This is a genomic window from Natranaerobius thermophilus JW/NM-WN-LF (genome assembly GCF_000020005.1).
Classification (GTDB): domain Bacteria; phylum Bacillota; class Natranaerobiia; order Natranaerobiales; family Natranaerobiaceae; genus Natranaerobius; species Natranaerobius thermophilus.
In genome coordinates, this window is sequence record NC_010718.1 from 2,235,158 (window position 1) to 2,260,841 (window position 25,684).

At 34.7% G+C, this 25,684-nt stretch carries 24 protein-coding genes and 1 riboswitch; of the genes, 5 read left to right on the forward strand and 19 right to left on the reverse strand.

Features of this window, described 5'->3' with window-relative positions:
• Nucleotides 1–274: 274 nt before the first annotated feature.
• From NTHER_RS10750 to NTHER_RS15320, 6 genes are all read right to left on the reverse strand, one after another.
• Nucleotides 275–949 (reverse strand): FkbM family methyltransferase, encoded by a 675-nt coding sequence (locus NTHER_RS10750; protein WP_012448537.1) that lies wholly within the window; start codon nt 947–949, stop codon nt 275–277.
• A 27-nt stretch (nt 950–976) separates the two neighbouring features.
• Nucleotides 977–2,215 carry a DUF418 domain-containing protein gene (locus NTHER_RS10755; protein ID WP_012448538.1) on the reverse strand — a complete coding sequence of 413 codons (1,239 nt, stop codon included), beginning with the start codon at nt 2,213–2,215 and terminating at the stop codon, nt 977–979.
• A gap of 62 nt (nt 2,216–2,277) precedes the next feature.
• Nucleotides 2,278–3,087, reverse strand: coding sequence for a class E sortase (locus NTHER_RS15310; RefSeq protein WP_012448539.1), 810 nt, complete (start codon nt 3,085–3,087; stop codon nt 2,278–2,280).
• A 62-nt stretch (nt 3,088–3,149) separates the two neighbouring features.
• On the reverse strand, nt 3,150–3,659 hold the full coding sequence (locus tag NTHER_RS15315; RefSeq protein ID WP_012448540.1) for an FMN-binding protein: 510 nt from the start codon (nt 3,657–3,659) through the stop codon (nt 3,150–3,152).
• A gap of 153 nt (nt 3,660–3,812) precedes the next feature.
• The gene (locus NTHER_RS10770; protein ID WP_012448541.1) at nt 3,813–5,000 is read right to left on the reverse strand and encodes a DNA-methyltransferase; all 1,188 of its coding nucleotides are present in this window, start codon (nt 4,998–5,000) and stop codon (nt 3,813–3,815) included.
• A gap of 162 nt (nt 5,001–5,162) precedes the next feature.
• Entirely contained in the window at nt 5,163–6,134 is a 972-nt protein-coding gene (locus NTHER_RS15320) for a peptidoglycan DD-metalloendopeptidase family protein (protein ID WP_012448542.1), read from the reverse strand.
• 180 nt (nt 6,135–6,314) lie between these two features.
• On the opposite strand from NTHER_RS15320, the gene NTHER_RS15325 reads away from it, so the two are divergent.
• The gene (locus NTHER_RS15325) at nt 6,315–7,823 is read left to right on the forward strand and encodes a stalk domain-containing protein (protein WP_012448543.1); all 1,509 of its coding nucleotides are present in this window, start codon (nt 6,315–6,317) and stop codon (nt 7,821–7,823) included.
• A 64-nt stretch (nt 7,824–7,887) separates the two neighbouring features.
• Here NTHER_RS15325 and NTHER_RS10785 read toward each other — a convergent pair whose 3' ends face one another.
• The 8 genes from NTHER_RS10785 to NTHER_RS10820 form a co-directional block, all read right to left on the reverse strand.
• Nucleotides 7,888–8,238, reverse strand: a complete 351-nt coding sequence (locus NTHER_RS10785; protein ID WP_012448544.1) for a metallopeptidase family protein — start codon at nt 8,236–8,238, stop codon at nt 7,888–7,890.
• Nucleotides 8,239–8,383: 145 nt separating this feature from the next.
• Nucleotides 8,384–9,175: a hypothetical protein gene (locus tag NTHER_RS10790; RefSeq protein ID WP_041367111.1), complete on the reverse strand. Its 792-nt coding sequence runs from the start codon at nt 9,173–9,175 to the stop codon at nt 8,384–8,386.
• A 20-nt stretch (nt 9,176–9,195) separates the two neighbouring features.
• Nucleotides 9,196–9,621 (reverse strand): 2-thiouracil desulfurase family protein, encoded by a 426-nt coding sequence (locus tag NTHER_RS10795; protein WP_012448546.1) that lies wholly within the window; start codon nt 9,619–9,621, stop codon nt 9,196–9,198.
• A 136-nt stretch (nt 9,622–9,757) separates the two neighbouring features.
• Nucleotides 9,758–10,798, reverse strand: a complete 1,041-nt coding sequence (locus NTHER_RS10800; protein WP_012448547.1) for an HD-GYP domain-containing protein — start codon at nt 10,796–10,798, stop codon at nt 9,758–9,760.
• Between the two features lie 19 nt (nt 10,799–10,817).
• A complete protein-coding gene (locus tag NTHER_RS10805) occupies nt 10,818–11,615 on the reverse strand; it encodes an alpha/beta hydrolase (RefSeq protein ID WP_012448548.1) in 798 nt (265 codons plus the stop codon).
• 79 nt (nt 11,616–11,694) lie between these two features.
• Nucleotides 11,695–12,225 (reverse strand): nitroreductase family protein, encoded by a 531-nt coding sequence (locus NTHER_RS10810; protein WP_012448549.1) that lies wholly within the window; start codon nt 12,223–12,225, stop codon nt 11,695–11,697.
• A gap of 81 nt (nt 12,226–12,306) precedes the next feature.
• The gene (locus NTHER_RS10815; RefSeq protein WP_012448550.1) at nt 12,307–13,206 is read right to left on the reverse strand and encodes a cation diffusion facilitator family transporter; all 900 of its coding nucleotides are present in this window, start codon (nt 13,204–13,206) and stop codon (nt 12,307–12,309) included.
• 4 nt (nt 13,207–13,210) lie between these two features.
• Nucleotides 13,211–13,819 carry a TetR/AcrR family transcriptional regulator gene (locus NTHER_RS10820; protein ID WP_012448551.1) on the reverse strand — a complete coding sequence of 203 codons (609 nt, stop codon included), beginning with the start codon at nt 13,817–13,819 and terminating at the stop codon, nt 13,211–13,213.
• Nucleotides 13,820–13,991: 172 nt separating this feature from the next.
• Between NTHER_RS10820 and NTHER_RS10825 the strand changes: the two genes are divergently transcribed.
• On the forward strand, nt 13,992–14,198 hold the full coding sequence (locus NTHER_RS10825; protein ID WP_012448552.1) for a YjfB family protein: 207 nt from the start codon (nt 13,992–13,994) through the stop codon (nt 14,196–14,198).
• Between the two features lie 85 nt (nt 14,199–14,283).
• Here NTHER_RS10825 and NTHER_RS15665 read toward each other — a convergent pair.
• Nucleotides 14,284–15,425 (reverse strand): IS3 family transposase gene (locus NTHER_RS15665; protein ID WP_414628103.1). Its coding sequence is split into 2 segments (ribosomal slippage): nt 14,284–15,185 and nt 15,185–15,425, totalling 1,143 coding nucleotides; the frame shifts between segments, so codons are not numbered across the junction.
• Between the two features lie 233 nt (nt 15,426–15,658).
• Between NTHER_RS15665 and NTHER_RS10840 the strand changes: the two genes are divergently transcribed.
• The 3 genes from NTHER_RS10840 (at nt 15,659) to NTHER_RS10850 (ending at nt 19,444) form a co-directional block, all read left to right on the forward strand.
• Nucleotides 15,659–17,521 (forward strand): YgiQ family radical SAM protein, encoded by a 1,863-nt coding sequence (locus NTHER_RS10840; protein ID WP_012448553.1) that lies wholly within the window; start codon nt 15,659–15,661, stop codon nt 17,519–17,521.
• Between the two features lie 148 nt (nt 17,522–17,669).
• Nucleotides 17,670–18,341: a peroxiredoxin gene (locus NTHER_RS10845; RefSeq protein ID WP_012448554.1), complete on the forward strand. Its 672-nt coding sequence runs from the start codon at nt 17,670–17,672 to the stop codon at nt 18,339–18,341.
• A gap of 230 nt (nt 18,342–18,571) precedes the next feature.
• Nucleotides 18,572–19,444 carry an NAD(P)/FAD-dependent oxidoreductase gene (locus tag NTHER_RS10850; RefSeq protein ID WP_012448555.1) on the forward strand — a complete coding sequence of 291 codons (873 nt, stop codon included), beginning with the start codon at nt 18,572–18,574 and terminating at the stop codon, nt 19,442–19,444.
• A 24-nt stretch (nt 19,445–19,468) separates the two neighbouring features.
• On the opposite strand, the gene lepB is transcribed toward NTHER_RS10850, so the two are convergent.
• From lepB to NTHER_RS10870, 4 genes are all read right to left on the reverse strand, one after another.
• Nucleotides 19,469–20,053, reverse strand: coding sequence for a signal peptidase I (gene lepB, locus NTHER_RS10855; protein ID WP_012448556.1), 585 nt, complete (start codon nt 20,051–20,053; stop codon nt 19,469–19,471).
• Nucleotides 20,054–20,253: 200 nt separating this feature from the next.
• Nucleotides 20,254–21,324 (reverse strand): AmmeMemoRadiSam system radical SAM enzyme, encoded by a 1,071-nt coding sequence (gene amrS / locus NTHER_RS10860; RefSeq protein WP_012448557.1) that lies wholly within the window; start codon nt 21,322–21,324, stop codon nt 20,254–20,256.
• Nucleotides 21,325–21,466: 142 nt separating this feature from the next.
• Nucleotides 21,467–24,061, reverse strand: coding sequence for a 3'-5' exonuclease (locus tag NTHER_RS10865; protein WP_012448558.1), 2,595 nt, complete (start codon nt 24,059–24,061; stop codon nt 21,467–21,469).
• Nucleotides 24,062–24,193: 132 nt separating this feature from the next.
• The gene (locus NTHER_RS10870) at nt 24,194–25,303 is read right to left on the reverse strand and encodes an HD-GYP domain-containing protein (protein WP_012448559.1); all 1,110 of its coding nucleotides are present in this window, start codon (nt 25,301–25,303) and stop codon (nt 24,194–24,196) included.
• A 199-nt stretch (nt 25,304–25,502) separates the two neighbouring features.
• A riboswitch (cyclic di-GMP riboswitch) is annotated at nt 25,503–25,606 on the reverse strand.
• Nucleotides 25,607–25,684: the final 78 nt, after the last annotated feature.

Sequence of the window (25,684 nt, forward strand, 5' to 3'; positions counted from 1 at the left end):
ATGTTTAGTTGTTAATACTGTAAAATCTTCAACAAACGAATTATTACAGTTATCAACATTCAACTCTAATACTACTTTAACGAAATTAATGTTTATCCCATATTATAACGTGATTTGTGATTTTTTGCCAGTTTATAGCCAAGTTTTTCATTTTTTAAAGTAATTCTTTATTAGTAGCTCTTTTATACTCCGTTGTTGATAGTTGAACTCTTCGATTTTTGAACGAATTTTTTAGATGTACCAACCCGAAACCTTTGATGTGAAATTGAAGAGTTCAACTATCAACATTCAACTTTAACACAGCCTTATTAATAAATAATAGTTTAGCAGTTACAACCTTTCCTGAAGGTAGACTTTCTGTCTCCATAATATCGTATAATAAAAAATTGTTTTCAAACAAAAATTTCGTTAAATCAGATAAACGATATTCATTATTATTTTGATAAACGCCAATTGACACCTCTGTATAAACAAACTCTGTTTCCTGAAGTAAATTTTTAGCACCTTTTAAAATCAAATCTTCGCTTCCTTCTGCATTGATTTTCAAACCATAAGGGGGTTTCCACTTCCTTTCTACTTTTAAAGTATCCAAAGTATCTACTGTAACTGTTCTTAGTTTGCAGGGATCTGAGCTTTGAAATTCTGTTTTTCGCCGATAAAAGGAAGCTTGGGGGAGTTTATTTCCTTCTATAAATAAATCTCGTTTTTGCTTTTGATCACCAACTGCTGTAATTATATATTCACCATAGAAAGATTTTAAAGATTGCTGCAAATAGGGTTCAAATTCTTCTAGGGGCTCTATTAAGACATGATATGCATCCTTAAAAATAGCATACAGTTTAGGTGTACCGTAAGCTGCACCAACGTCAATCATAGTATTAGGATTAAATAAATCAAAGTAGTCTTTGATACTACCTGATCCAAGATCAGCACCGGGCTGATCAATCATGATTTTCCCTCCTCTGTGAATTTGATCCTAAATGGAACTTTTATAAGTGAGGTTTCTCCACACTTTTTCAAAGGGGCCGTATCTAAAATTTCGCAACCAAAACTTGCTTACAAGCATCTGAATACTAAAGAAGACAATTGTAAAAATCACCCCTTGATAAACTGAGATAGAACCTATATAACCTAAACCGTAACCGTAAAAAACAATAGAACACAGAATGCACTGAATTAAATAATTGGTTAAAGCCATCCTTCCGACATACGTGAGATAATCAAATAATTTATGAAAATATCCTTTATGAATCAGGATAATAACCGTAGCTATATAAAATAATGAGATAAATATAGAAGCAAGTTCGGAAAATAAAACTTCTAATGGGGCTGAAATTAATGAATTGGCACTTATAATAGAATAAGCTGATAGTAACATTAAGATTGTACTTATTAATCCTAAAAAGCCTGTGACTTTCCAAGTTCTTTTAAATAAATCAATATTATTTGCAATATCATGAAAATAACCTTGTTTGGCAGCATACAAGCCTATCAAAAACAAAGCAAGTATCTTAGGTAACCATATAAACAAATTAAAAAATACATAAGGTAATTCTTGGCTAATTCTAAAACTAATAACATCCAAGTAAGAACCTTCAGAATAAACTGCAAAGGAGTACTCCATTAGTTCTTGAGGAAATGATTCTAATTTAGGATCATTCATTTCACTTGCGTAAGTTTGTGCTAATTCTGCTATAAAAATCATACCTGTCATCAAAAGTACAGCAAATATTAACAAAGCAATAATCCACTTCTTTAAACTCTCGGTTTTTTGATTATAAAAAAGCAATAGGATAAGTCCTGTTACACCATAGACGTGTAGTATATCCCCATACCAAACTAGAATTAAATTTAGTAGTCCAAATAACAGTAGAAAAAAACATCGCCTGCGAAATAATCTCCCTGGTTTATTTCCAGAAAGCGCAGCTTTTTTCTCAAAAGCGTTATTCATAAAGATATAAAAACCAAAGCCAAATAAAAAAGAAAAAATTGGATAGAACTTAGCTTCTGCCAGTATTCTAATTAAAAATCCTAGTACCTGATCTAAACCAGCTTGAAATGCCAAGGGAAAGGAAAAGAATGCAAAATCAGTCCCTTGAGCAAACAAAGTACTCTTGAAACCGAACACATTAACAAGTAGGACTCCAAATAAGGCAAAACCTCTTAGCATATCTATTTCTTTAATTCGTTTTGATTTATTAATAGAGTTGGACATGAGATAAGCCTCCATTATCTTATATATTAAGCTTAGTTCATCTTATTATCTTAGTTAATTTATTATTTCTCTGTCTGTTCTGTGTCTGTCTGATCTTTTTCTTTAGTTAAATACGCCCTTACGATCAGTCTTCTCTCATCAGATCCCGGTGGGTGACAAGTAGTTAAAGTTAATGCAGGATCATCTGTTGGACGAATAACACTCCAATCACTACTATGAGTATCAAAAACGCGATCAACTTCATAACGATATTTTTTTCCTTCACGATAAACTCTGATAGAATCACCTTGGTCTAATTCATTTAAGTGCCGAAAAGGTCCCCCATAAGTAGTTCTGTGACCAGCTATGGAGAGGTTCCCCGTCTCGGGTCGACCACTTTCTGGATAAAAACCTGGTCCATGTGCTAAATCAGATAGTTCTACACCAAAACCCACTGCTAACTGAAGGTCAATTTTAGGTATTTCTATTAATCCATCGGCAGGTTCCAATTCAAAGGCAAATTCTTCTTCCTCACTTTTATCTTCATCGGATTGTAAAGAAGGATTTTCATTTTTTGGATCCTCTTCAGGATCATTTAATTCACTTTGGGCTATTTCAATATCTCGATATCCGAGTTTTTTCCTTGAAGAATTTAATACTTGTGTGTCCTGTTCCAATTCTTCTAGTTTTTCAGCCACTTGCTTTTCTTGGATTCTTTGATAGTAGATATTTTGTAAATAAGGAAAGCTGGCCAGGGACACCCCGACCAGCACTAGTACGATCCCAACTACAGTACGGGTTTCAATGTTTTGTTTATGAGCTTTTATTGAATTATTTAATTTCAATAGTTTGGTTTTATAGTGTTGTAACTGATTTTTAACTTTGTCTGTCACAGCATTTCACCCTCGTGTAGATTTGTGTTAAAAGGAAAATGAAGAATAAAACGGGTTATAGGTTATTTCCTTCTACTAATAACTAACCAAGCACCACCAGCAGCTACTAGTCCACCGATGCCTGGCAATAATGTAGCTACTCCGCCACCAGTTTCTGGAAGGTCTTCTTCCTCTTCTTCCTCTACATCTTCTTCTACGTCTTCTTCTGCTTCTTCTGCAACTTCTTCCCCAGCTAGAGCATCTCTAACTGCTTCTACAATCCCTTCACTAGAAGCAGTTGCACCTGTTTCAACATCTACGTCTGTACTTTGTGCTTCTATAATATCATCCATAGTTTGCTTTCCATCTTCCCAGTATTCAGGTGTTTCTTCTTGACTAATCGCTTCAATGTTAGTCACTTCTCCACCTTCAACAGTCACTTCAACTTCTATAGCCTCATTAAATCCTTCACCAGCGCCAGTGTAAGTACCATCTGGTACATTATCCAAGTCTACTCCAAAGGCCATAGCTCCAGTCACCATGAATAAACTTAGAACAAACACAAATCCTGTACTAAATAAAATTCTTCTCAAAAGTACTCCCTCCCATTTCATAATATATTGGTCCTTATTACATTACTATTGTTCTACAAATATTTTATAATTCCTTCCTTAAAATGTTATTTATGAAAATAATAAAAATTCTTATAACTAACAATACATCCTTTTCCTAAATGTCTTTATATTCTAGCAATCTTGTTGATCTATCCTTTTTCTAGCTAATTCACAATATTCGCGAGAAATATCTATACCCAAAAATCGACGATTGTTTTGGTGAGCAACAACAGGGGTAGTACCACTTCCAACAAAGGGGTCTAGAATTATATCCCCTTGATAACTAAACAATTTCATAACTCTCCTTGCCAACTCTTCTGGAAACATTGATGGATGTTTATAATTTTTCATATTTTTTTCCGGGGCGATACTCCATTTTCCATAAACCCATTCTTTAAATTCCTCAGCGCTTATGTCTATATTCTCTTTTTTGCCTTGTTTTTTCATGGTTCCTTTGCAAAATACCTCTAAAAATTCCCAGGTATATTTCATATAAGGATTAGAAGGACTTTTCCAGCTTCCCCATGCCGTATACTTGCAATTATAATTATTTTTTTCCCATAAGATTTCGGCTTTCCATATCAACTTCTTCTTAATAAAAAAGTTGCTAATAAAATGATGAATAGGTATATAATCCGAAAACAGGGGCTGTACATTGACAATTATTCTACCACCATACTTAGTCACACGAATGCATTCATCCAGAATTCTATAAAGCTTATCAAAATAAATAGACCAATTCATGGCGTCTTGATGATTATCATATTCTAAACCAAAGTTATAAGGTGGAGATGTAAAAACTAAATCTATGCAATTTTCTGGCATTTTTGATAATAATTGTTCACTGTCAGCACAAATTATTTGATTTTCATATTCTTTAGGAACTGCGTTATTTGTTACTTTAAAATCGGCATCTTGTGCATAAAAGAATTTGCCACGTTGAGTTTCTTTTGCTTTTCTATCTTTGACTTTCCTCTCATCATTAAAATTTACAAAAACTTTTTTTCCACCTTGGTAAGTATAACTTTTAATATTTTCTATTTTAGTTAACAAAGCTAGTAGGACATTGTCTTCACTAACTTGCTCTGATACAAATTGAAATATTAAGTCTTTTAAGGAATTTACATCAAGCTTATTTAAAAACACAATCAATTTGTGGTCATAAGTCTCAATTATCAAATCATCATTACTAAAGGCATCATTAATTTGTCGTAAGCCTCGCTTTTCGGATTTGGTCAACTCATTTTTATTTATTGGGATAAATATTTTTTTGTAATTTTCAGACGTTTCACCGTTAATATGAAAAGCTTTATCTTTCATCCCAATGGACAACTCCTTTAAGCTTCATACTTACTATCACCGTTCATAATTATTTCATCATAGTAAGTCACTTCGCCATTAATTAACTCAAGTCCTTTAGCAGTCTCTTATTAATTTCTATACTGCTGGATATCCTAATTCAACCATGGAAACTGAATTAGATTAATAATAATCTAAAGGATTCACATGTTCACCGTTTCGACGAATTTCAAAGTGCAAATGAGACCCGGTAGCGTTACCGCTATTGCCTACATGACCTATGACTTCACCTTTTTCCACACTTTGCCCCACACTCACAGTGTGGCCGGCATTGTGAGCATAATAAGTTTCATAGTCACCTGGATGTTCTATGATTATCAGATTCCCATAAGATCCTCGCCAACCCGAAAAAGTTACAGTCCCGGATTCTGCCGCTTTAATGCTTGTCCCATGAGAAACTGCAATGTCTATTCCACTGTGAAATCCTCGGCTTCGCCAGCCATATTTAGAAGATATTTCATTCATCCCGTTTTCTATTGGGAATAAAAACTCAGGTTTTTCGTGACTGTGTATTTCTCGATGACTGGCATCCAAACTTTCTAATCCTTTTTCTTCCTTAATTTCATCAAGCTCTTTTTTTACCTGTTGGATTACTGCTTCTTTTCGTTCACGAGCTTGTCCTTCGGTAAAATTAAAGACCAATCCCAATCCTTGATGGGATCTGTATACCAAATCTAGATCGAAGCAACGGTTAATCACTCTTATCGGAACCATGGTACGCCCATCAACTAGCTCTGGCCTCGTTTCCATCTTCTGCATCTCATCATTTAATTTATAATTGTTTGAACCAATGAACATTTTCAACTCCATATCTTCATCTTCCACGATAATTTTATCTTCATCAGGAAACCAATCAACTTTTGAGTCTAACTCTTCAGATATAAAGCGAAGGGGAATCATAGTTCTATTATTATCATCTATGTAAGGAGTAACATCCTGAAAAATTACCTGAGAATCATTTAAAAAAACTACAGTTTCATAATCTTCAATTTCTTCTACTATTGCCCCAAAACTTATCGAGGGGAAAGCGACTAACAAAGTGATAGCAATAAAAAATGAATAGACTAAAAAACCTGGTTTACTAATGATTATCATCTCCTTAATTTTAATTAGACTCCAAAAGGTATAATATCATAAATTTAAAAAACTTGATACTATAATTTGTCAAAATTTGCTGTCATCATTTTATGACATTTTTTCACCATTACATAAACTTGTTAACATAGGGATTAAAATGGTATTTTGGTAATAGAATTTAACTTCGGAGGTGATTCTGTGAAAAAAATCATCTGCTTTGGATTATGTATGGTATTAGTTTTCTCATTAAATTCTTTATGTTTTGCTGAAGAAACCAAGGTTATAGTCGATGGAGAAGAGATTGACTTACAAGATCCCGTGAGAATTATTGAGGGAAGGACACTATTACCTGCTAGACCTTTATTTGAAAGTTTAGATGCAGAGATGAATTGGAACCCTAAAACCGAAACAGCCATTGGTAAGATGAATGGTCATCAGGTTGAAATTCCCCTCAATGAAGAACAGGCTAAAATCAATGATGAGCCCCGCAATTTGGAAGTACAAGCTGAAACCTATGAGGGAAGAACTTACATACCACTACGATTTGCAGGAGAGGCTTTGGGTGGAACTGTCGAATGGGATAGCAAAAAAAACGCAGCAATTATCACAACTGATGCAGTAGAACCAGATCCGGCTAAAAAAGAAACAAGCCCAGAAAAAACTGAGCCAGGACAGTTAACAGCTCATTTTATAGATGTAGGCCAGGGAGATGCCATATTTTTAGAAGCTCCTTGTGATAGTCACATTTTAGTCGATGGTGGCTTAGAACTAGAAAGTCAACCTGTAGTTAATTATCTAGAGGAACTTGGAATAAATAAAATTGAAAAAGTAGTAGCAACTCATCCCCATCAAGATCATATTGGTGGGCTGATTGATGTTTATCAAAACTTCGATGTTAAAACCACTTATGATAGCGGTTATGAACATGATACCCTCACTTATGAAAAATATTACGAAATAGCAAATGATGTTTCTAACTTTAAAACTGCTAGACAAGGAGACAAACTGGAAATTGACTCCTTGGGGGCCGAATTTATTCATCCACCCCAGGGACATACAGGTGAAGTTCACGATTTGAACCTTGTTTTAGAGGTTGAATTTAAAAATCAATCCCTTTTACTAACAGGTGATGCTGAAAAAGATACAGAGCAGATGATAATAGAAAGAGCCAGTGACATTTCTAGTGAAATTTTAAAAATCGGTCACCACGGCAGTTATACTAGCAGCAGTGAAGAGTTTTTAGAAGCAGTTGATCCTGAAGCAGCGGTAATTCAAGTTGGAGAAGACAATCAGTACGGTCATCCTCATGACCAAGTCCTAGAAAGGTTAGCTGAACAAAATATAGAAATTTATAGAACTGATTATCATGATGACATAGTAATGGAACTAGACGAAAACACTTGGCAAGCTGAAGTTGAACCTTGGAAAAAAGAAGATGGAGAACTCCCAACAGATCAAGACGCAGATGATAAAGACACAGTTACTGAGGAAAAAGACGATCAGGATCAAGAACTGATTAATATAAATCAAGCCGAGAAAGAAGAATTAACTCAGATCATTAATATCGATGTGGACAGGGCAGAACAAATTGTAGAGTTACGAAAAGAACGACCTTTTACTTCCCTAGATGACCTGGAACGTGTTAAAGGGCTAGCCGAAGTAACCATTGGAGAAATAAAGGATGAAGGAATAGCTTACGTCGATTAAAAAAACAGTGCTGTCACCATATAATGGGTGACAGCACTGTTTTTTAATCCTGTATATTTATTCGCTATTCATCAAAGCCTTCCTCTTCTTCAAATTTAGCCAGGGTTTCTTCCCCTGCCAAAGCTTCAATATGGTGTTGTAGTTCGTGTTTTATGGTATCACGAATTTCTTCTTTCCATGTAGTGAGGGATTCTCCATCCAGTATGGCTTGAAAAGACCCGAAGTATAATGCGATATGTTTTCCCATTTCATTAACCACATATTCACCCATTATATAATAACCTTGTTCCTCTTTTGCTTCAGGAAAAACGCAAACACCCAGATTCAATTCTCTTAAAAGCACCTGGGGAATCTCCTTGTCTAAAACATGATCAGCAAATTCTGTGAACTCATCAATATTCATTGTTTTAGACATAAGTATATACCTCCAGTTCATCCCTTAGACAGTTCAATTTTTCGGTGATAAAACATTTGACGTCCTCCCACAGCTAAAGCAGTGGGCTTTCTGCTCATATTTATCGTAAACCCTAAACCTAAATAATGAGATTTTAAGAAGGTAATTAAATTTCCGGTAGTTCTAGAGGCTCATTATAATCATAGTATTCCGCTTCCATCTTTATTGAAATTTTCATTTCAGAATCCATTCCCGGCATACCCTCTTCTTTTTCGGACATACTATCCATATCAAAAATTTGGACCATATCCATATCTGTATAAACTATATTCTGTTCGTCAACGTCAACCACCATAAGAGTTTCAACTTCAATTTCGATATTATCCATTAGTTCTTCTACCAGATCATCTGGAGATTCATCTTCCTTCTCCGGAATTGGTTGGTTCATAGCTTCTTCTCTAGCCATTTCTTTTATTTTATCGCTATCCGGTCGTATTATATACGCAGCATAACCTTCCTTATCAAAGTTTTCCGGTAGTTCAGTTTCTTCTACATCACTGTCTTCTACAAAAAAATAATCTTCATACTGTTGCAAATCCATTTCTTCTTGTAATTGTGTTAAGTCTGCAGAACCCAAGAAAGGATCTTCTGAATCTACCTTAAGTTCACCATTCTCCATCAGAAATTTGGCTCTAAGTTCCTGCCCCATGGTAGTTAAATACATATCCATATAATAATTTTCATCATCTAGATATTTCATGGACATTTCAGATTCAGTTACCATCCCCATTGTTGTCATTTCCAAATTAGCATCAGAACGATAACTATCAGCCTCTTCAAAGTTTTGATTGGCTGCTTTAATAAGCTCTTTACCTGTCAATTCTTCATTTTCATCACAACCAATAAAAATAACAGGCATTGTAATAAGTAAAATTGTTATAATAGATAATTTAAACACATTCATAACCCCCATTTAATTTATAAGTCCTCTTCTGTCATGACTTTTACTCCAGCATTTAATAATAATTTTGAACTTATACCGGTACCGGTGATTTTTTTATTGGAAAAAGATCCATCGTAGATTCTACGTAAGCCACAGGAAGGGCTTTCTTCTTTCATGATGGCCTGACTAGCTCCGATAGTCTTGGCAATATCCACGGTCTTTTCAGCTCCCAAAGTATATTCCTGTGTCCGATCTTCCCCAGTTTCACTAATTACACTTAGCTCTCCTTCTTCAGTAGTCATTTCACATCTGGTCCTGGGAATTGATAATCCTCCTAAAACTTCGGGACATAGGGGAATTGCCTCACCACTTTTCACAAGATCAGCCACCCGTTCATCGTAACAGTTTTTACCGTCAAATCTACAGTTGATTCCTGCCAGGCAAGCACTGACTACATACATACTAATTTCCCTCACTTTCTTTTTTATTCTCATTACATGTCGAGTCACTATAAACTATTATACTACATTTAAAGAAGAGAAGGCCATAAGGAAGTTTTTACATTTTGCGATTATCAGAAACAGTGGCAAATTTAGACTAAAATACCATAACATCAATAATTTCTCTGTTTTTATGTTTAGACAAATCTACAAATTTATCTTCGATTTGAACTAAAGGTCTAGTGGGATCGTTTTTATTTAAGAAAACAATTTTTCCAATAGATCCATCATTAAAAATCACGGTACTTCCGACAAAAAATTCTGATATTCGCTTAAAAAAAGTATAGGCGATTTCAGGGTTTAAATCTTGAAAACTTTTATCCCTCACTTCTCTAATTGCCTCAAAAGGAGAATTTCTACCTTTATAAACTCGGTTTGATGTAATCGCATCAAAGATATCAACTACGGATATTATCTTTGAATAAGAATGAATCTTTTCTCCAGTTATTCCAAAGGGATAGCCAGATCCATTTTCCCTTTCATGATGCTGTAAAACTGCTATATTAATCTCAGGGGATAAGTCTTCACAAGGCTTTAAAAGTTCATAGCCGTAGATGGGATGGTTTTTAATTATTTCAAATTCTTTATCTGTTAAGGATTCTGGTTTTAATAACACTTCATCGGGAATTTGAGTTTTCCCTATATCATGTAATAAACCAGCCAAGCTCAAATTTTTAATATCATTTGTGCAGTAGCCTAGCCACCTACCTAGAAGAGAAGCGTATATTCCCACATTGATGCTGTGTTGATAAGTATAGTAATCTTTGTCCTTAACTTCAGTTAATAACTTAACAGAATTTATATCATCAGAATAAGTAACTAATTCTTGTGCTATCTCTTTCACTTCATCTAATTCTATAGCTTTAGAACCTTTTAACCCCTCCATAAAACTTATTACCTTTTCCGTTGTTTCAAAGTATTCCTTTTTAAACTTTGCTTGACTGTGACCCCTTCCCCTTGTTATTTGTTCTTCCTCTTCCTCAATCAAAACTGATTTTATGCCCCAATTAATCAAAAATTTAATTGTCTTTTTTGATAAAATCACCCCTTTAGGCACTAAAGTAGCTCCACTTTTTGAATTAACATCCTTAGATAATTTCATCCCTTCTTTTAATTGGAAAACAGAATATCGTTTCATCAAAGCTCCCACCTTACAATTAATTATCCAAAAATTCCAAAATACTATCTAACACAATTTGCTGCTGCTTTTCCAAAGAAATTTTAGGATCCAAATCTTCCCGTTGCTGCTCATACCATCCAAATTGACTGTGATTTCCGCCCGATATTTCAACATACTCAGTTTCAGCAGGTAACAGATCCTTACTAGTTGAAATATCTTCTTCTGTTACATAACCATCTCGATCGGCGTAAATAGACATTGCTCTTATATTGTGATCAGACAAATCATCACTTTCATCCGGATAAGACGCCATTAATATTAGTCCATCTAAATCAACTTCCCTTGTATTTTTTTGATTAATATAACGAGCTGCCATGGCACCTCCTAAAGAATGTCCCCCTATATACCATCGCTGAATATCTGAATGTTCTGATATAATTGTGTCAGCTCTGTCATATCCGAAAAAGGATAAATCAAAAGGCATTGAAACCAAAAAAATTCTATACCCTTCCAATGCTAGATTCCTGGCCAAGGGAGCATAGGCTTCGGGCTTTAATCTACCACCTGGATACAAAATCACAGCTGTATCAGGAGATTGACCCTTAGGAGTAAAATCCAGCCAATTTTCTCCTTCTGTAACCTGTACTTGTTCATCTTGGTGCAAGGCAGCATATGCTTCTGGAAGCAGCTCTGGTCCCATTGAAAGCCAAAAACCAAATAACCCAGCTAGAATTACCACAATTCCAATAAAAGTTAAAGAAACTATTTTAAATTTATTATTTGTTAGCTTTTTTTTAACTGCTTTCCCTTTCCCTCCACCAAAAAATTTAGCCAAGTACTATCCCCCGCTTTAATAATCCGGTTTTTTGTTTTTTGTCGCTTTATAGTTTTACCGTGATCAAGAAAATGGGGCCTTATTGGCCCCATTCTTCATAAAATACGATTTCTGACATATCCTTTCTCGGAGTAGGCTTGGATTCTTTGGCTGGATATCCTAGTGGTGTAATACCAACTACTTCTATGTTTTCTGGAATTTTAAAAGTATCTCGAATTCTTTTTTCATCATCGATCCAGCCAATCCAACAAGTACCTAGTCCTTCGGCATGGGCTGCTAACATCATTTGTTGCATGGAAATTCCGGCATCTAGCATGTAATACTCTTTATCGTTTAGTTTACCCGAAGCTTCAGGATCGGCACAAAGTATTACAGCTACCGGGGCTTGAGTTAATGCTTTTGCTCCAGGGTTTTTCTCTGATAATGCCGAATATAGCTCTTCTTTCTTCCCTTCATCTTTTATTACAATATAACGCCAGCATTGTTTATTTGCCCATGATGGTGCAATTCTAGCAGCTTCCAGAATTTTAGATAATTTCTCTTCTGGAACTGGATCATCTGTATATTTCCGTACACTTCTTCTTTCATGCAAAGCCTTGTAAAGTTCCATAAATAATTCCCCCTTAGTATAATTAAAATCACCCGATATACTGACTATTCTTCATTCTGTTCCAAAAACCTCCATGTCAAACTAAATAATCCACTTGCGATCACTGGTAAAAGAAAGGGTTATCCATTTATCGTATTCAATATCAGAAATTCTATCATTTACTTCTTGGCGGATTTGATCTTGTTCGTATACTGATTGAGCTGCTGAGTTTTCATCCACAACAAAATCAACTTCAATTTTTAAAGTTTTACCAACTTTAGCAACCCTGATCAAATAATCTATGATGTTATACTTGTCGATAATATATTTAATCACTTCCTCTACTTGTTGCCTTATCTTTCCATTGGGTGGCATAGCGAGAACTTCCCTCAGAGCAGTCTTAATTTCAATTACTGGTACTTTCATAAAGTACAATGATACAACAATAACCATTACCGGATCTACATAAGAAACCAAAGCTTGTAAAGCAGGTATTCTTTGTAATATCACAGCTATTATGAATCCAATTAAAATACCACCACTGACTAGAGTATCCATATACCACTGATTTGCTTCAACAGAAACAAATTCGGAATTTAATCTTGCACTTTTTTTATTAAGGTATAAATACATAATCACACATATCAAGGTACCTATAGCAGTATAAACCAGACTGGGCCCTAGCATTATTTCTCTTCCACCTCGGAACAAAGCTATAATAGCAGTTATTAAAGAAGCAGCTACCAGGAGTAAAATAATGCAATAATTTACAATAACAACAAGGGGCTCAATAATATCTTTACCAAAAGGAAATCTACGCCAATCATGTTTTCCCATAAATTTGACTGCATATAAAGAAAAGGTGGTAATCCCAACACCAATTAGAGAATACAAACCATCAAAAACAATTACTTGGGAACGAAAAAATATCCCCAAAACAAAAGAGACTAGTGCAAAAACAATCGTTACATATAGGGATATTTTAATTAATTTTTCCTCCATATAGCTATCCTTCATATTTAATATCACCTCGTTGGTTCAGCGATCGCTTTAAAAATTTTTTCAGTTCCTGTTTTGATTCATCAAGATTTTCATTAAATCCATTTGATAGATAAAATAGTTCTGCCCCATGTTCTACCAAATTCACTATATAATTTGCCAAATAATAAGTATTATTCTCTTGTTGGACTTTTTGTAAACTACGTATTTCACAAATCTTATCTTCTAACCATTTATAATACGGTTCGTAAATTTCTTCCCATCTCTCAAAAGAATAGTAGTAAGCAAGACCGGAGTAACAAAAAAGAATTAACTCCTTATACTCTCTAGTAATTTCAAATGTAGTATCGATAATAGCGTCTAGAAGTTCTTCTAAACTTGGGCTCTTCTCAGGATACCTTAACTTTAACCGGCGAAACTGTTCATTTAATATCATTTGAGCGATAGCAGGAACTAGTTCATTTTTTGATTTGAAATACAGATAAAAGGTCCCTTGAGCTACTCCAGCCCGATTAACTATTTGAGATACAGAAGTTTTTTCAAAACCTTGTTCCTTTATGATTTCTATAGCAGCTTGTATCAATCTATGGTACTTGTTTGTTTGAGAATGAGTCATTGACCATCACCTTAACTATAATTATAAATTTTGCTGATGACTGATAGTCAGTCACTTTTTGTATTTTATAATATTTTTTTAAATAGGTCAATGTATATAGAAAGGATTTTCTGCCATTATCTAGAAATAGATTAACACCTGGAAAATACAAATTACAAAAAGGGTGATTAAAATGGATATAGCAGCATTATCTAGTTCATTAAGCCAAGCTAAACTCCATAGCCAAGTTAGTACTTCTGTTCAGAAACTTTCTATGGATATAATGGAAAACTCTAAAGATCAATTTATGGATTTATTAGAAAGTTCCACAGTGGAAAGGACAGAATTAGAACGATCAGTTTTATCTCACCTGGGACATAATTTTGATACCTTTGCTTAAACCTTAAAATATAAGAAACTAAAGGCCATGCTGCTTAAACAGTGCTGGACTTAGGTCAAAATTTTGGACACCAAAAAGTTAAGTATTAAGCAGATTGCTTTGCTAGATCCTCAACATGTTGAGGAGTTAAAAACTCCAAACTTCCATGGATTCTTGTTCTGTTGTACCAGCTCTCAATGAACCTAAATAGAGCAATTTCAGCCGATTTGAAGTCTAAGTACTTAACATGGTTAACTTCTTCCTTTTTCAAAGTAGCATGAAATGATTCGATATGTGCATTGTCATAAGGGCAGCCTTTTCTGCTAAATGATTGCTTGATCCCTTTGTACCTTAAAAAACGCTTAAAGTCATCGCTAGTGTACTGGGTACCTAGATCACTATGTAGAATAAGTCCATTGCCAGGTTTCTGTGTATCATAAGCATTTTTAACAGCTTTAATAACTAAATCTGTTGTCATGGTCTTGCTAAAAGAGTATCCAACAATTTTATGGGTGTGTAAATCCATTACAGAGGCTAAGTAGCACCAGCCGTCTTTAACAGTATCAATGTATGTAATATCAGTAACCCACTTTTGATTGACAAATGTAGTTGAAAAGTCTTGTTTTAGGAGATTCTCTCGTTCGACTACTTTTTCTCTACTAGGATAAGGCCGATATTTTTTCCTGACAATTGATTTGATACCCTCTTTTCTCATTAATCGTTGGACTCTTTTTAAGCTGACTTTGTATCCTTTATTGATTAGCACAGCGTGGATCTTTGGTGCACCATATCGCTTTTTACTGTTTTTATGAATTTGAGTTATTTGATCTAATAGTTCTCTGTTTTCTTTGTCACGATTAGATTCAACTCGATTTATTGTTTCGTAATAAGTACTTCTCGGAAAGTCTAGAGCATCACAAATAGCTTTGATAGTATGCTCGTCCTTTTGTTCTTTTATAAATTCAGTAAGCTCTGTATTGTCTACTTTTTGGCGAATATGGTCATAGCCTTTTTTAAGATTTCATTCTCCTCTTTCAAGCGAGCCATTTCTTTTTGCATTTCTTCCACATCTTTTGAAGTGGCTCCCTCACTGCCAGATTGTTGGTTTGGAGAGAAATCTTTGATCCATTTATAAATAGTAACCTCTGTCACACCATATTCGCTAGACAAATCCTTCACAGAACTACCTGAATTATATAAATCTACAATTGTTCTTTTGAAGTCTTCATTATATCTCTTATTACTCATTACTGGACACATCCTTTCGTTATTAATATTGTAAGTGACTTAACCATGATGTGTCCAAGAATTTATACTAACACCAGTGCCCTATTAAGGGCACTATTTTTTGTTTATACGGGTTTAATTTAATGGGAATAATTGATATAGTTAGTATATTAGATATCAAAATCAAACTTAATACAACTTTATATTAAACCACAACAAATTACTGAGAGCATTAATAATTGGAGGAATATGCTTTGAGACAACAATTTTTACCCATATCAAAAACAGATATGGAACAAAGAGGATGGGAACAACTTGATTTCATAATCATTAGTGGTGATGCATATGTTGACCATCCTTCCTTTGGTGTAGCTATTATTGGAAGACTATTAGAGTCAAAGGGATATCGAGTTGGAATTATCTCACAACCTGATTGGAAAGATACACAAGACTTCAAAAGATTGGGCAAACCCAAATTAGGCTTTTTCATAAGTGCCGGTAATATAGATTCCATGGTTAATCACTACACTGTGGCCAAAAAGTTAAGGAGAAAAGACGCCTATTCCCCTGGGGGCAAAATGGGAATGCGCCCCGACAGAGCCAGTATTGTATATTCACAAAAGGCTCGAGAAGCATATAAAAAAGTTCCCATCATTTTAGGAGGTCTTGAGGCCAGCTTAAGAAGGTTGTCTCATTACGATTACTGGGAAAATAGGGTTCGTCGCTCGATCCTCTTAGATTCTAGGGCTGACTTGTTAGTGTACGGAATGGGTGAAAAACAGGTGGTTGAAATTGCCGAAGCTCTAGATAGTGGACTATCTATTTCCGATCTCACCTTTATCAAGGGAACTGTATATAAATGTAAAGATGTAGACCATGTTTACCAAGGGGAACTGCTCCCTTCATTTGATGAAATCATTCAATCTAAAGAAACCTTCGCAAAAAGCTTTATGAAACAATACACAAATACTGACCCCTTTAATGCTGTACCTTTAATTGAACCCTATAGACACAGTAATTATGTAGTTCAAAATCCTCCACCGGAACCACATACAACTAGAGAACTAGATGCAATTTATTTAATGCCCTTCACTAAAAACTATCATCCTATATACGAACAAATGGGTGGAGTACCTGCAATCAAAGAAATTAAACACAGTTTGGTAAGTTCAAGGGGATGTTTTGGTGGATGTAGTTTTTGTGCTTTACACTTCCATCAAGGCAGAATTGTTCAGTCCAGAAGCACAGAATCTATCTTAGAAGAAGCTCAAGAAATGGTTCAAGATCCAGAATTCAAGGGGTATATCCATGATGTTGGAGGACCTACAGCCAATTTTAGGCAAAAAGCTTGCCAAAAACAGCTAAAGCACGGAGTTTGCCAGGACAAAAATTGTTTGGCACCTAAACCATGCTCTAATTTGGAGGTAAACCATCAGGATTATCTGAAACTGCTCCGAAAATTACGTAATATGGAAGGTGTTAAAAAGGTATTTATCCGGTCAGGTATCAGATTTGATTACCTACTTTATGATGACGATGACAGCTTTTTTGAAGAACTTTGCCGCCATCATGTGAGTGGTCAATTAAAAGTAGCCCCAGAACACGTTTCCAATCGAGTATTAAAGAAAATGAATAAACCACCTCATAAGGTTTATGAAAAATTTAAAAATAAGTACCATGCAATTAACGAAAAATTTGGTATGGAACAATACCTGGTACCGTATTTCATTTCCAGTCATCCTGGCTCAGATTTACACGATGCTATCAAACTAGCTGAATACGTAAGGGATATTGGTTATAACCCTCAACAGGTACAAGATTTTTATCCAACACCCGGGACCCTGGCAACATGTATGTATTATACCGAACTAGACCCCAGAACCATGGAACCAATTTATGTGGCCAAATCTCCTCACGAAAAAGCTATGCAAAGAGCTTTGATACAGTACAAAAATCCCAAAAATTATCATCTGGTATATCAGGCTCTTAAACAAGCCGGAAGAGAAGATTTAATCGGATATCATGACAAGGCATTGATTAAACCAAAGAAAAAACCTAACAGAGCCTCGACTAAGAGAGAAAATAAAAAGAAAAATAAAAGAAAACAAAAAGGATAGGCCTCAAAAAAGGGCCTATCTTTTTTGTTTTATCTTAATAAGATCTTAGAAAACATTCTTAGAAAATATCTCAAAAAACCATTGACAGATATAAAAATCTAGTTTAATATTAATATTAGTAATCATTACTAATAAGGAGGAATTACTGATGACTTTTAATGAAAATCAAAATACTATGCCTTTATTAGGTGACAAATTTCCTGAGGTTGATGTTCAAACCACCCATGGAACTCTAAAATTACCCCAGGATTATAAGGGGAAATGGTTTGTTTTATTTAGTCACCCTGGAGATTTCACGCCAGTTTGCACTACTGAATTCGTCAGTTTTGCACAAAAAGCAGATAAATTCAAAGAGTTAAATACTGAATTGATTGGTTTATCTGTTGATCAAGTTTTTTCCCATATAAAATGGGTGGAATGGATTAATGAAAATTTTGATGTAGAAATTCCTTTCCCCGTAATAGCTGATGAAATGGGAGAATTATCTAAAATGTTGGGCATGCTTCATCCAAACAAAGGTACTAATACAGTTCGAGCTGTCTTTGTAGTTGATGATAAAGGTGTTCTCAGATTAATGAAATATTATCCTCAAGAAATTGGCAGAAATATTGAAGAAATACTTAGATCAATAAAAGCTTTACAGACTCATGAAAAAAATCAGGTGGCCCTTCCAGAAAACTGGCCAAATAATGAAACATTAGGTGATAAAGTTATTATCCCTCCCGCCAGTACAGAGCAAGAAGCAAAGGAAAGGAAAAAACAAGCTGAAGCTGGAGAATTAGAGTACAAAGATTGGTGGTTTTGCTACAAGAATCTATAATTATAAATTAGGTTTATTGTTTATAACCTTAACCGCAGTTGTTTTGAACTGCGGTTTTTTATTTACAGTTATCACTGTTATATTTCTTATAAATAATTGTAAAGTTAAAGAACATAAAAAAGCTTAGAACTACAAAAGCTAATGTCAGTTAATTTTATAATGTTTCTGTTTATTTAATAGATCCTTTATAATATAAGTTTTAACCGATACATTCAGGAGGATGATAGTTTATGTCAAATACGAACACAGAAATTGCCATAGTAGGCTGTGGCCCTGCCGGGTTGTCTGCAGCTATAAACGTTAAAGCTCGTAATAAAACAAGTTTGATTTTTGGCACTGAGGTATGTAGCCCCAAACTTCAAAAAGCTCCTCATTTACATAATTATCTAGGTTTTTTTGACATTACAGGCGAAGAATTTCAAAAACGTGCCTTAAAACAAGTTGAACACTATGGAATTGAAATGTTGAGGTCTAGTGTTGACAGTATTTTTCCTCTAGGCGATGGTTTTGATCTCATGGTTAAAGACGAAGTCTATCATGCAAAAGTCGTCATCTTAGCTACTGGAGTTACCCAAGGTCATGTACTACCAGGAGAAAACGAATTTTTAGGTAAAGGGGTCAGTTACTGCGCTTCTTGTGATGCTCCAATATTTAAAAATAAAACGACTGCTATCATAGCTGAAGTAAAAGAAGCTGAACAAGAAGCGGAACTGTTATCCGAATTATGCGAACATGTGTATTATATTCCCCAGTATCGAGAAGAAATCCAAGTAAACGATGGAGTAGAAATAATCCAAGACAAACCCAAAGCAATCCTTGGCAAAAATCAAGTTACTCACCTACAATTGAAAAATCAACGAATAGAATGTGACGGTATTTTTATAATTCGCGAAACTGTTCCCGCAAGCCAGCTAGTTCAAGGCCTAGAAACAAGTGGCTCTGCAATAAAGGTCAACCGAGATATGAGTACGAATATTGAGGGTCTATATGCAGCTGGTGATATTACCGGTTGGCCCTATCAACTCGGCAAAGCAGTAGGAGAGGGCCAGGTTGCAGCACTCAATGCAGTGGATTTCATTTCACAACAAAAGAAAAATGATTAGGGAAAGATGATTAAGATGTATCAATTAATAAATTTTTAAATCATCAAAAGGATAATATCTCATGAGTACATTTCCTTTGACATTATCCATAGGGACAGGCCCAATTTGTCTGCTGTCTCTACTTTGGTTTATATTATCACCTATTACAAAAACATGATTTTCAGGAACTACCAGCGGATCAGTTGAAGGATAGATTTCCCCTGTTAAAATCTCTGGTTCTTCCAATGTCTCTCCATTCCTATAAATACTACCATTCTCAAACTTTATTTTGTCACCTGGCATCCCAATCACTCTTTTAATCCAAAAGTGATCTCCTTGATTATCTAGTATTCTGCTTATTATGGGACTTTCAATCAAGCCGTCCATCCAATTTCTATCCCTATTAACTCTACTATCCAGGACTACTATATCCTGATATTCAGGTTCATTATCCAAGTGATAGGGGATTTTAAATGCAATGACTTTATCCCCATCAGTGAAAGTAGGTTCCATTGATGAACCTCTAACAGCATACACTTGAAAAATAAATATATTTATTATTATCACGGTTATTAATATGAAAACTATTTGTTTAATCCAACGATAAATTTCGCTTATTAGTCCGAGCATCCACAAAGTCTCCTTTATTGATATTTTAAAATCTTATTAAGAGGATAAAGTAATAAATGTTTTTTTCGCTTTTCTCTCAACTTGTCCATTCTTACTCAAATTCAATCCTTAATATCACCCTAATTCAAAGTTGTTATTCCTATCAATATTATCACTTTATTTTATTATAATGCTTATCACTTTTGGTAAGCAATGGAATCTTAATACCATTTCCCTGGAATTAATGTGTGGCAAAACCGGCATCTACCCTCATCTGTAATATTTAACTCTTGAATTGAAAAATGAAAACGATTTACAAGAACATTCCCACATCTGTGACAAAAAGTAGAATTATATAAATGCCCAGCAACATTACCAATGGTCACATAATTAAGACCTTCTTCTTTGGCTATAGACCGGGCTTCTTCTAGTACATTCAAAGGAGTCGGTGATAAATGTGTCAACTTGTAAACCGGTACAAAACGGCTAAAATGTAGAGGAATATCATATCCTAAGTTTTGATATATCCACCGACACATGGTCCGGATCATTCGAGGATTATCATTTAGTGTAGGAACGACTAAATTTACTAATTCCAGCCAAGCCCCTTGTTCCCTGACAATTTTTGCCGTATCTAAAACAGGTTCTAACTGTCCTTTAACCACATCTCGATAAAATTTATTACTAAATCCTTTCAAATCAATATTAACCCCATCTAAAAAGGTGATCAATTCCTTCATTGGCTCAGGGTTAATAAAGCCATTGGTATTTAACAAAACCTCCAGATTTTGAGATTTTGCTTCTCTGCTAATTTCATACAAATATTCATAGAATACAGTGGGTTCGTTTCCGGTAAAGGCAAGTATTTTTATATTGTTTTTTAATGCATTTTTTACTACATCAACAGGAGATAAGTAATGATACTCTTTTACTATGTCGATATCCCCTTGGGATAAGCGCCAATTATGACAGTATTCACACCTTAAATTACACCCTACTGTGCCTACATTATAACACCAAACCCCTGGTCTATAATGAGAAAAGGGTAGTTTTTCTACAGGATCACTACTTACCAAAGAAGGTCGATTATAGACCTGGGAATATAGAGTCCCTTGTTTGTTTTGTCTGTTTAAGCAGGAGCCTTTTTCACCTAGATGGATAACACATCTCTTGGGACATAGTTCGCATTGCACAACGCCCTTTCCAAGTTTTTGATAAAACATGGCTTCTTTAGCAAAAAAATTATAACACCCCTGGCATTTTTCAGAAGCAAAAAAGTATCTTTTATTCACATGAATTCACCCCTAAATATCCGTTAAATTCCATTCTCCACTGATTAATAATATTCTAAACCATTGGCCTTCATACTTTGGAATTTAAACATTTAGGAGTTTTATATTTTCCCACAGCTAAAGTAGTGGTGTGGGCTTTCTGCTAGTGTTTATCGTAATCACTCTTTATAAAATTTAGATATTTTTTAGGTATTAATTTGGCAAATCGACTGATGGCTTGATTAAAACTATGTTCATCTTTACTAGCCCAGCTAATAAATAAAGCTTGTTTAGCCCTAGTCATAGCTACATAAAACAATCTATGTTCTTCATCGATATTGCCAAGTTTTTTGTTTCTAAAGTAGGGAAAATTATTGTCATCGGCAGAAGCTATAAATACCGCATCAAATTCTAAACCTTTTGCCTGATGAACAGTTAGTAATGCCACTTTATCCTGGTCCAAGACATGCCTGTCAGAGTCACTTCCCAAAGATACATATTCTAAAATATTCTTTAACGACATATTGGGAGATAGAGTCTCGTCATCAAAATAGTCAAAAATTGACACTAACTCTTTAAGGTTATTAATTCGTTGCTTATCTTTTTTCCAATAATCAGCCAACCCGGATTCTTGGATGACATGGGAAAGTAGTTCTGGAGGGCGCATAGTCAAGGTTTTTCTGCGCCAGGAATTTAAGGCTATAGCCAGGTTGGCAAATTTATCTCCATAACTATTGACATATTCTTTTCGTTTTTCAATTCCGGGCTTGATTTTCTCTAACAAGATCTGCAGTAGTTCAAAAGTGGCTTCTACATCATCCATAGCTCTATGAGTCGGTTTACTAGAAATTTGTAAATCTTCACAGAGACTTTCTAAGTTATACTTTTCCAATCTAGGAAAATAACGACGAGATATATCCACAGTATCATAGCCGTGTAGCTCCAAATCCTGATTTAAAAGTTTTTTACACTGATTCTCTACCATTGTTATATCGTAATTGACATTATGTCCTACCAGGTCACAATCATCTATAAAATTAGTAAAAGAAGCCAGAGACTTCTCCGGAGGTTTACCTTGCTCTAATAAGACTTGATCTGAGATGCCGTGAACCTGGAATGATTCACCAACGGGCTTGGAGTTTCGTAAATATTCATGAAATTCATCAACCACACCATCTTTCCCTGCCTTTAAAGCTGCTAATTCAATAATTTCATCCTTTGTAGTATCTAGACCTGTTGTTTCAACATCAAAAACAACTAATTTATTTTGTTCAAATTTATTTACTAATCGGGCAAAGGGATCTCTGTATTTTAAAGTTGATGTATTGGCAAAATCTACTAACTTGAGGCCAACATCAGATGGAATATTTAAGAGTGTTTCTATTGTTTTTTCACCAATACCTCGGGCAGGTTTTTGCAAAATTCTTCTCAAACTATTACTGTCGTGTTTGTTAAACAATAATCTCAAGTACGCCATGGCATCCTTTATTTCAGATCTTCTAAAGAACTTATAACTATCTACAGTAAAGTGAGGTATCTGGTTTTTAGCTAGTTCTTGGGAAATCAAGTGATTAACTTGATTTGTCCTGGTCAATAAGGCAATATCTTGAAATTTAAACCCTTGCTCCCGAACCAATCTAAAAATTTGATCTGCTATTAACTCTACTTCTTGTTGCCGATGGGCACCTTTAATAATCCCGGTTTTTTCACCTTCTACTTGTGCTTCAGGCCAAATATCCAAAGAATCTCCTTTGTACTTACTGGCTACACAGTAACAAGCCCTCAAAATATTTCGGGTGGAACGGTAGTTAACATTTAAGTTAATTTCTGTTACAGGAGAAAATTCAGACTTAAAATTTTCCATCACTTGATTGGGTGCAGACCCTCTCCATTCATAGACAGTTTGCTGAATATCTCCAAATAAAGATAAATTTTTATGTTTTTGACTCAATTCAGAAATAATCCCATATTCCTGATAGCTAGTATCTTGTACTTCATCAACCTGTACAAACTCAAATTTATCTTGCCATCGTGTTTTAGCATCTGTCCTCTCACTGAAGAGCCTGTCCACATAAAATATTAGATCCGAAAAGTCCAGGGCATGGTTTTCGGAAAGAAGCCGATTGTATTCACGAAATATCTCTTTGTGTTTGAAATCTTGATCTTTGCTCGTGTTTTTAAAATATGCTTCTGATAATCTTTCCCTAAACAATTGATCCATCTTGTCCTGTTCTCCCAATGGGTTATTAACATTTATTTTTTCCACATCTACATTTGCTGCTTTTACTCGAGCAATATAATTCATCATAAAATTAATAAATCTTTTGGCATCAGTACTGGCAATTTGAAAGTCTTTGGTCTTTATAACGTCATTTAAAATTGTCTTGGCATCTTCTTCATCAAATATATTAAAATCAGCTGGAATTCCCAAAATATCTGATTCTATTCGTATAATCTCAGCACATAAAGCATGAAATGTTTTTATAGTTGTATTTTGTGCCCTTGGACCTAAATCCTGAATGATTCTTTCCTTCATTTCCCTAGCAGCACGATTTGTAAAAGTAAGGCATAAAATCTTGTTGGGATCAAAACCATTTACAATAGCATTGGCAGCTCTAAGGCTTATAACACTTGTTTTCCCTGTACCTACAGGTGCAGTAACCAAAAGAGAACCTTCTATTTGATTTACAGCCTGCTTTTGTGAATCATTTAATTTTCGAAACAGCTCTTCAACATGATAGTTTAGATGAGAAATCAAAACCACAACCCCTCCTGGATTAAACATCCTTACTTACTCAATTATAGCAAACTCCTGTTCGCCTAGAAAGTATAAAAAAACCTGGATGTTTGGCCTTAACAGGGCTAAACTCCAGGTCTAAAATAATTATCATCATCCGGTAGCTTCTTGACTAAAATTAGATTGTTCAGCTTCACCTTCAGCAACCTTTACAATAGTTACTTTGTTATATTTAGTTTCACGCAAATCGATATCGTAAGGCTGAATATCTTGTCCCTTTTCCTTAATAATTCTTACCCTAGGGCGCAAGCTATAGCTTTCAAAGTTTTCAATAACTAAGCCTTGCCTTCCGTCATTTAAAACAACTTCGGAACCTACAGGAAAAGCAGCCACTTTTTTGAAAAAGTGTCCTACTACTCGTTTATCAAATAACGAACCCGCTCCTCCTAGAATATACTCCATAGCTTCTGAAGGAACAACTCCTTTTCTATAAGGTCTATCAGATATCAAGGCATCAAAGACATCAACTACACTGACTATGCGACTGAATACGTGGATATCTTCTCCTGCTTTTCCATTGGGATACCCTTCCCCATTATATCTCTCATGATGTTGCAAAATTACAATTTTAGCAGTAGATGGGATTTGTTCTTGGTCTTTTAATTTTTCGTAACCTTGTTGAGAATGGGTTTTTACCTGTTCATATTCTTCTTCTGTCAGTTTCCCTTCCTTGTTTAATATATCATTGGATATTTCCAGTTTTCCGACATCATGCAGAAGAGCACCTAAACCCAGCTTGTATAAATCATATGAATTAAATCCCATGGACATTCCCACAATCATTGATAAAATAGCCACATTTACTGAATGATGAAATAAGTATTCATTATACATTTTCATGTCAATAATATCCACTATAGAATTTTTACGATCTAAGACATCTTCCATTATTTTATTCAATACACTTTTTATATCATCAACTTGATTTTCTAAGGAAACTTTATTATCCACTTTTTTAAAGGTGTCTTTAATTTCTTCTACTGCCTCACGTTTCAATTCTTCATTAATCAGATCGTTAACTTCTACATCTTCTAAAAGCTCATCCTGTATATAAACAGCATTGTATCCTAATTCTTTGATTTTAGGTATGTATTTCTCTTTTAAGGTAGCCCCTTCTTGTAACAGTCTGGTTCCATTGCTACTGTATACGGGTCTAGCTAATACCATTCCATTTTCAATATCTTCTACATGTACCCTTCTCAAATCAAAACCTCCTTCAGATACTTAATCTGATTGCTAGACTAGATAGTTAAACCATTATAATTATTAGATAATTAAAAAGCCCCGGTAAGCGGGGCTAATTTTTATATACATGTATGGACAAGCTTACAAACTTTATTACTAAAAAAGTCCTAAACAAGTTATAGTATCGCAAGATAAACTTGATTTTTTTAGGTTATCCTGCGGCAGCCTGGCAGTCCTAGCAATTTAATTATATATACAATAAAGTGCCTTAGACCCATGGCTTTGCGTCCCTAACTTTCATTAGGTTTGCCCCGATAACAAGCTATCTTATTTTAATTCCCCGATGTTACTATTTTAACAAAGTTTCTCGAAATTGCATTAGGACTTAATTATCATTTT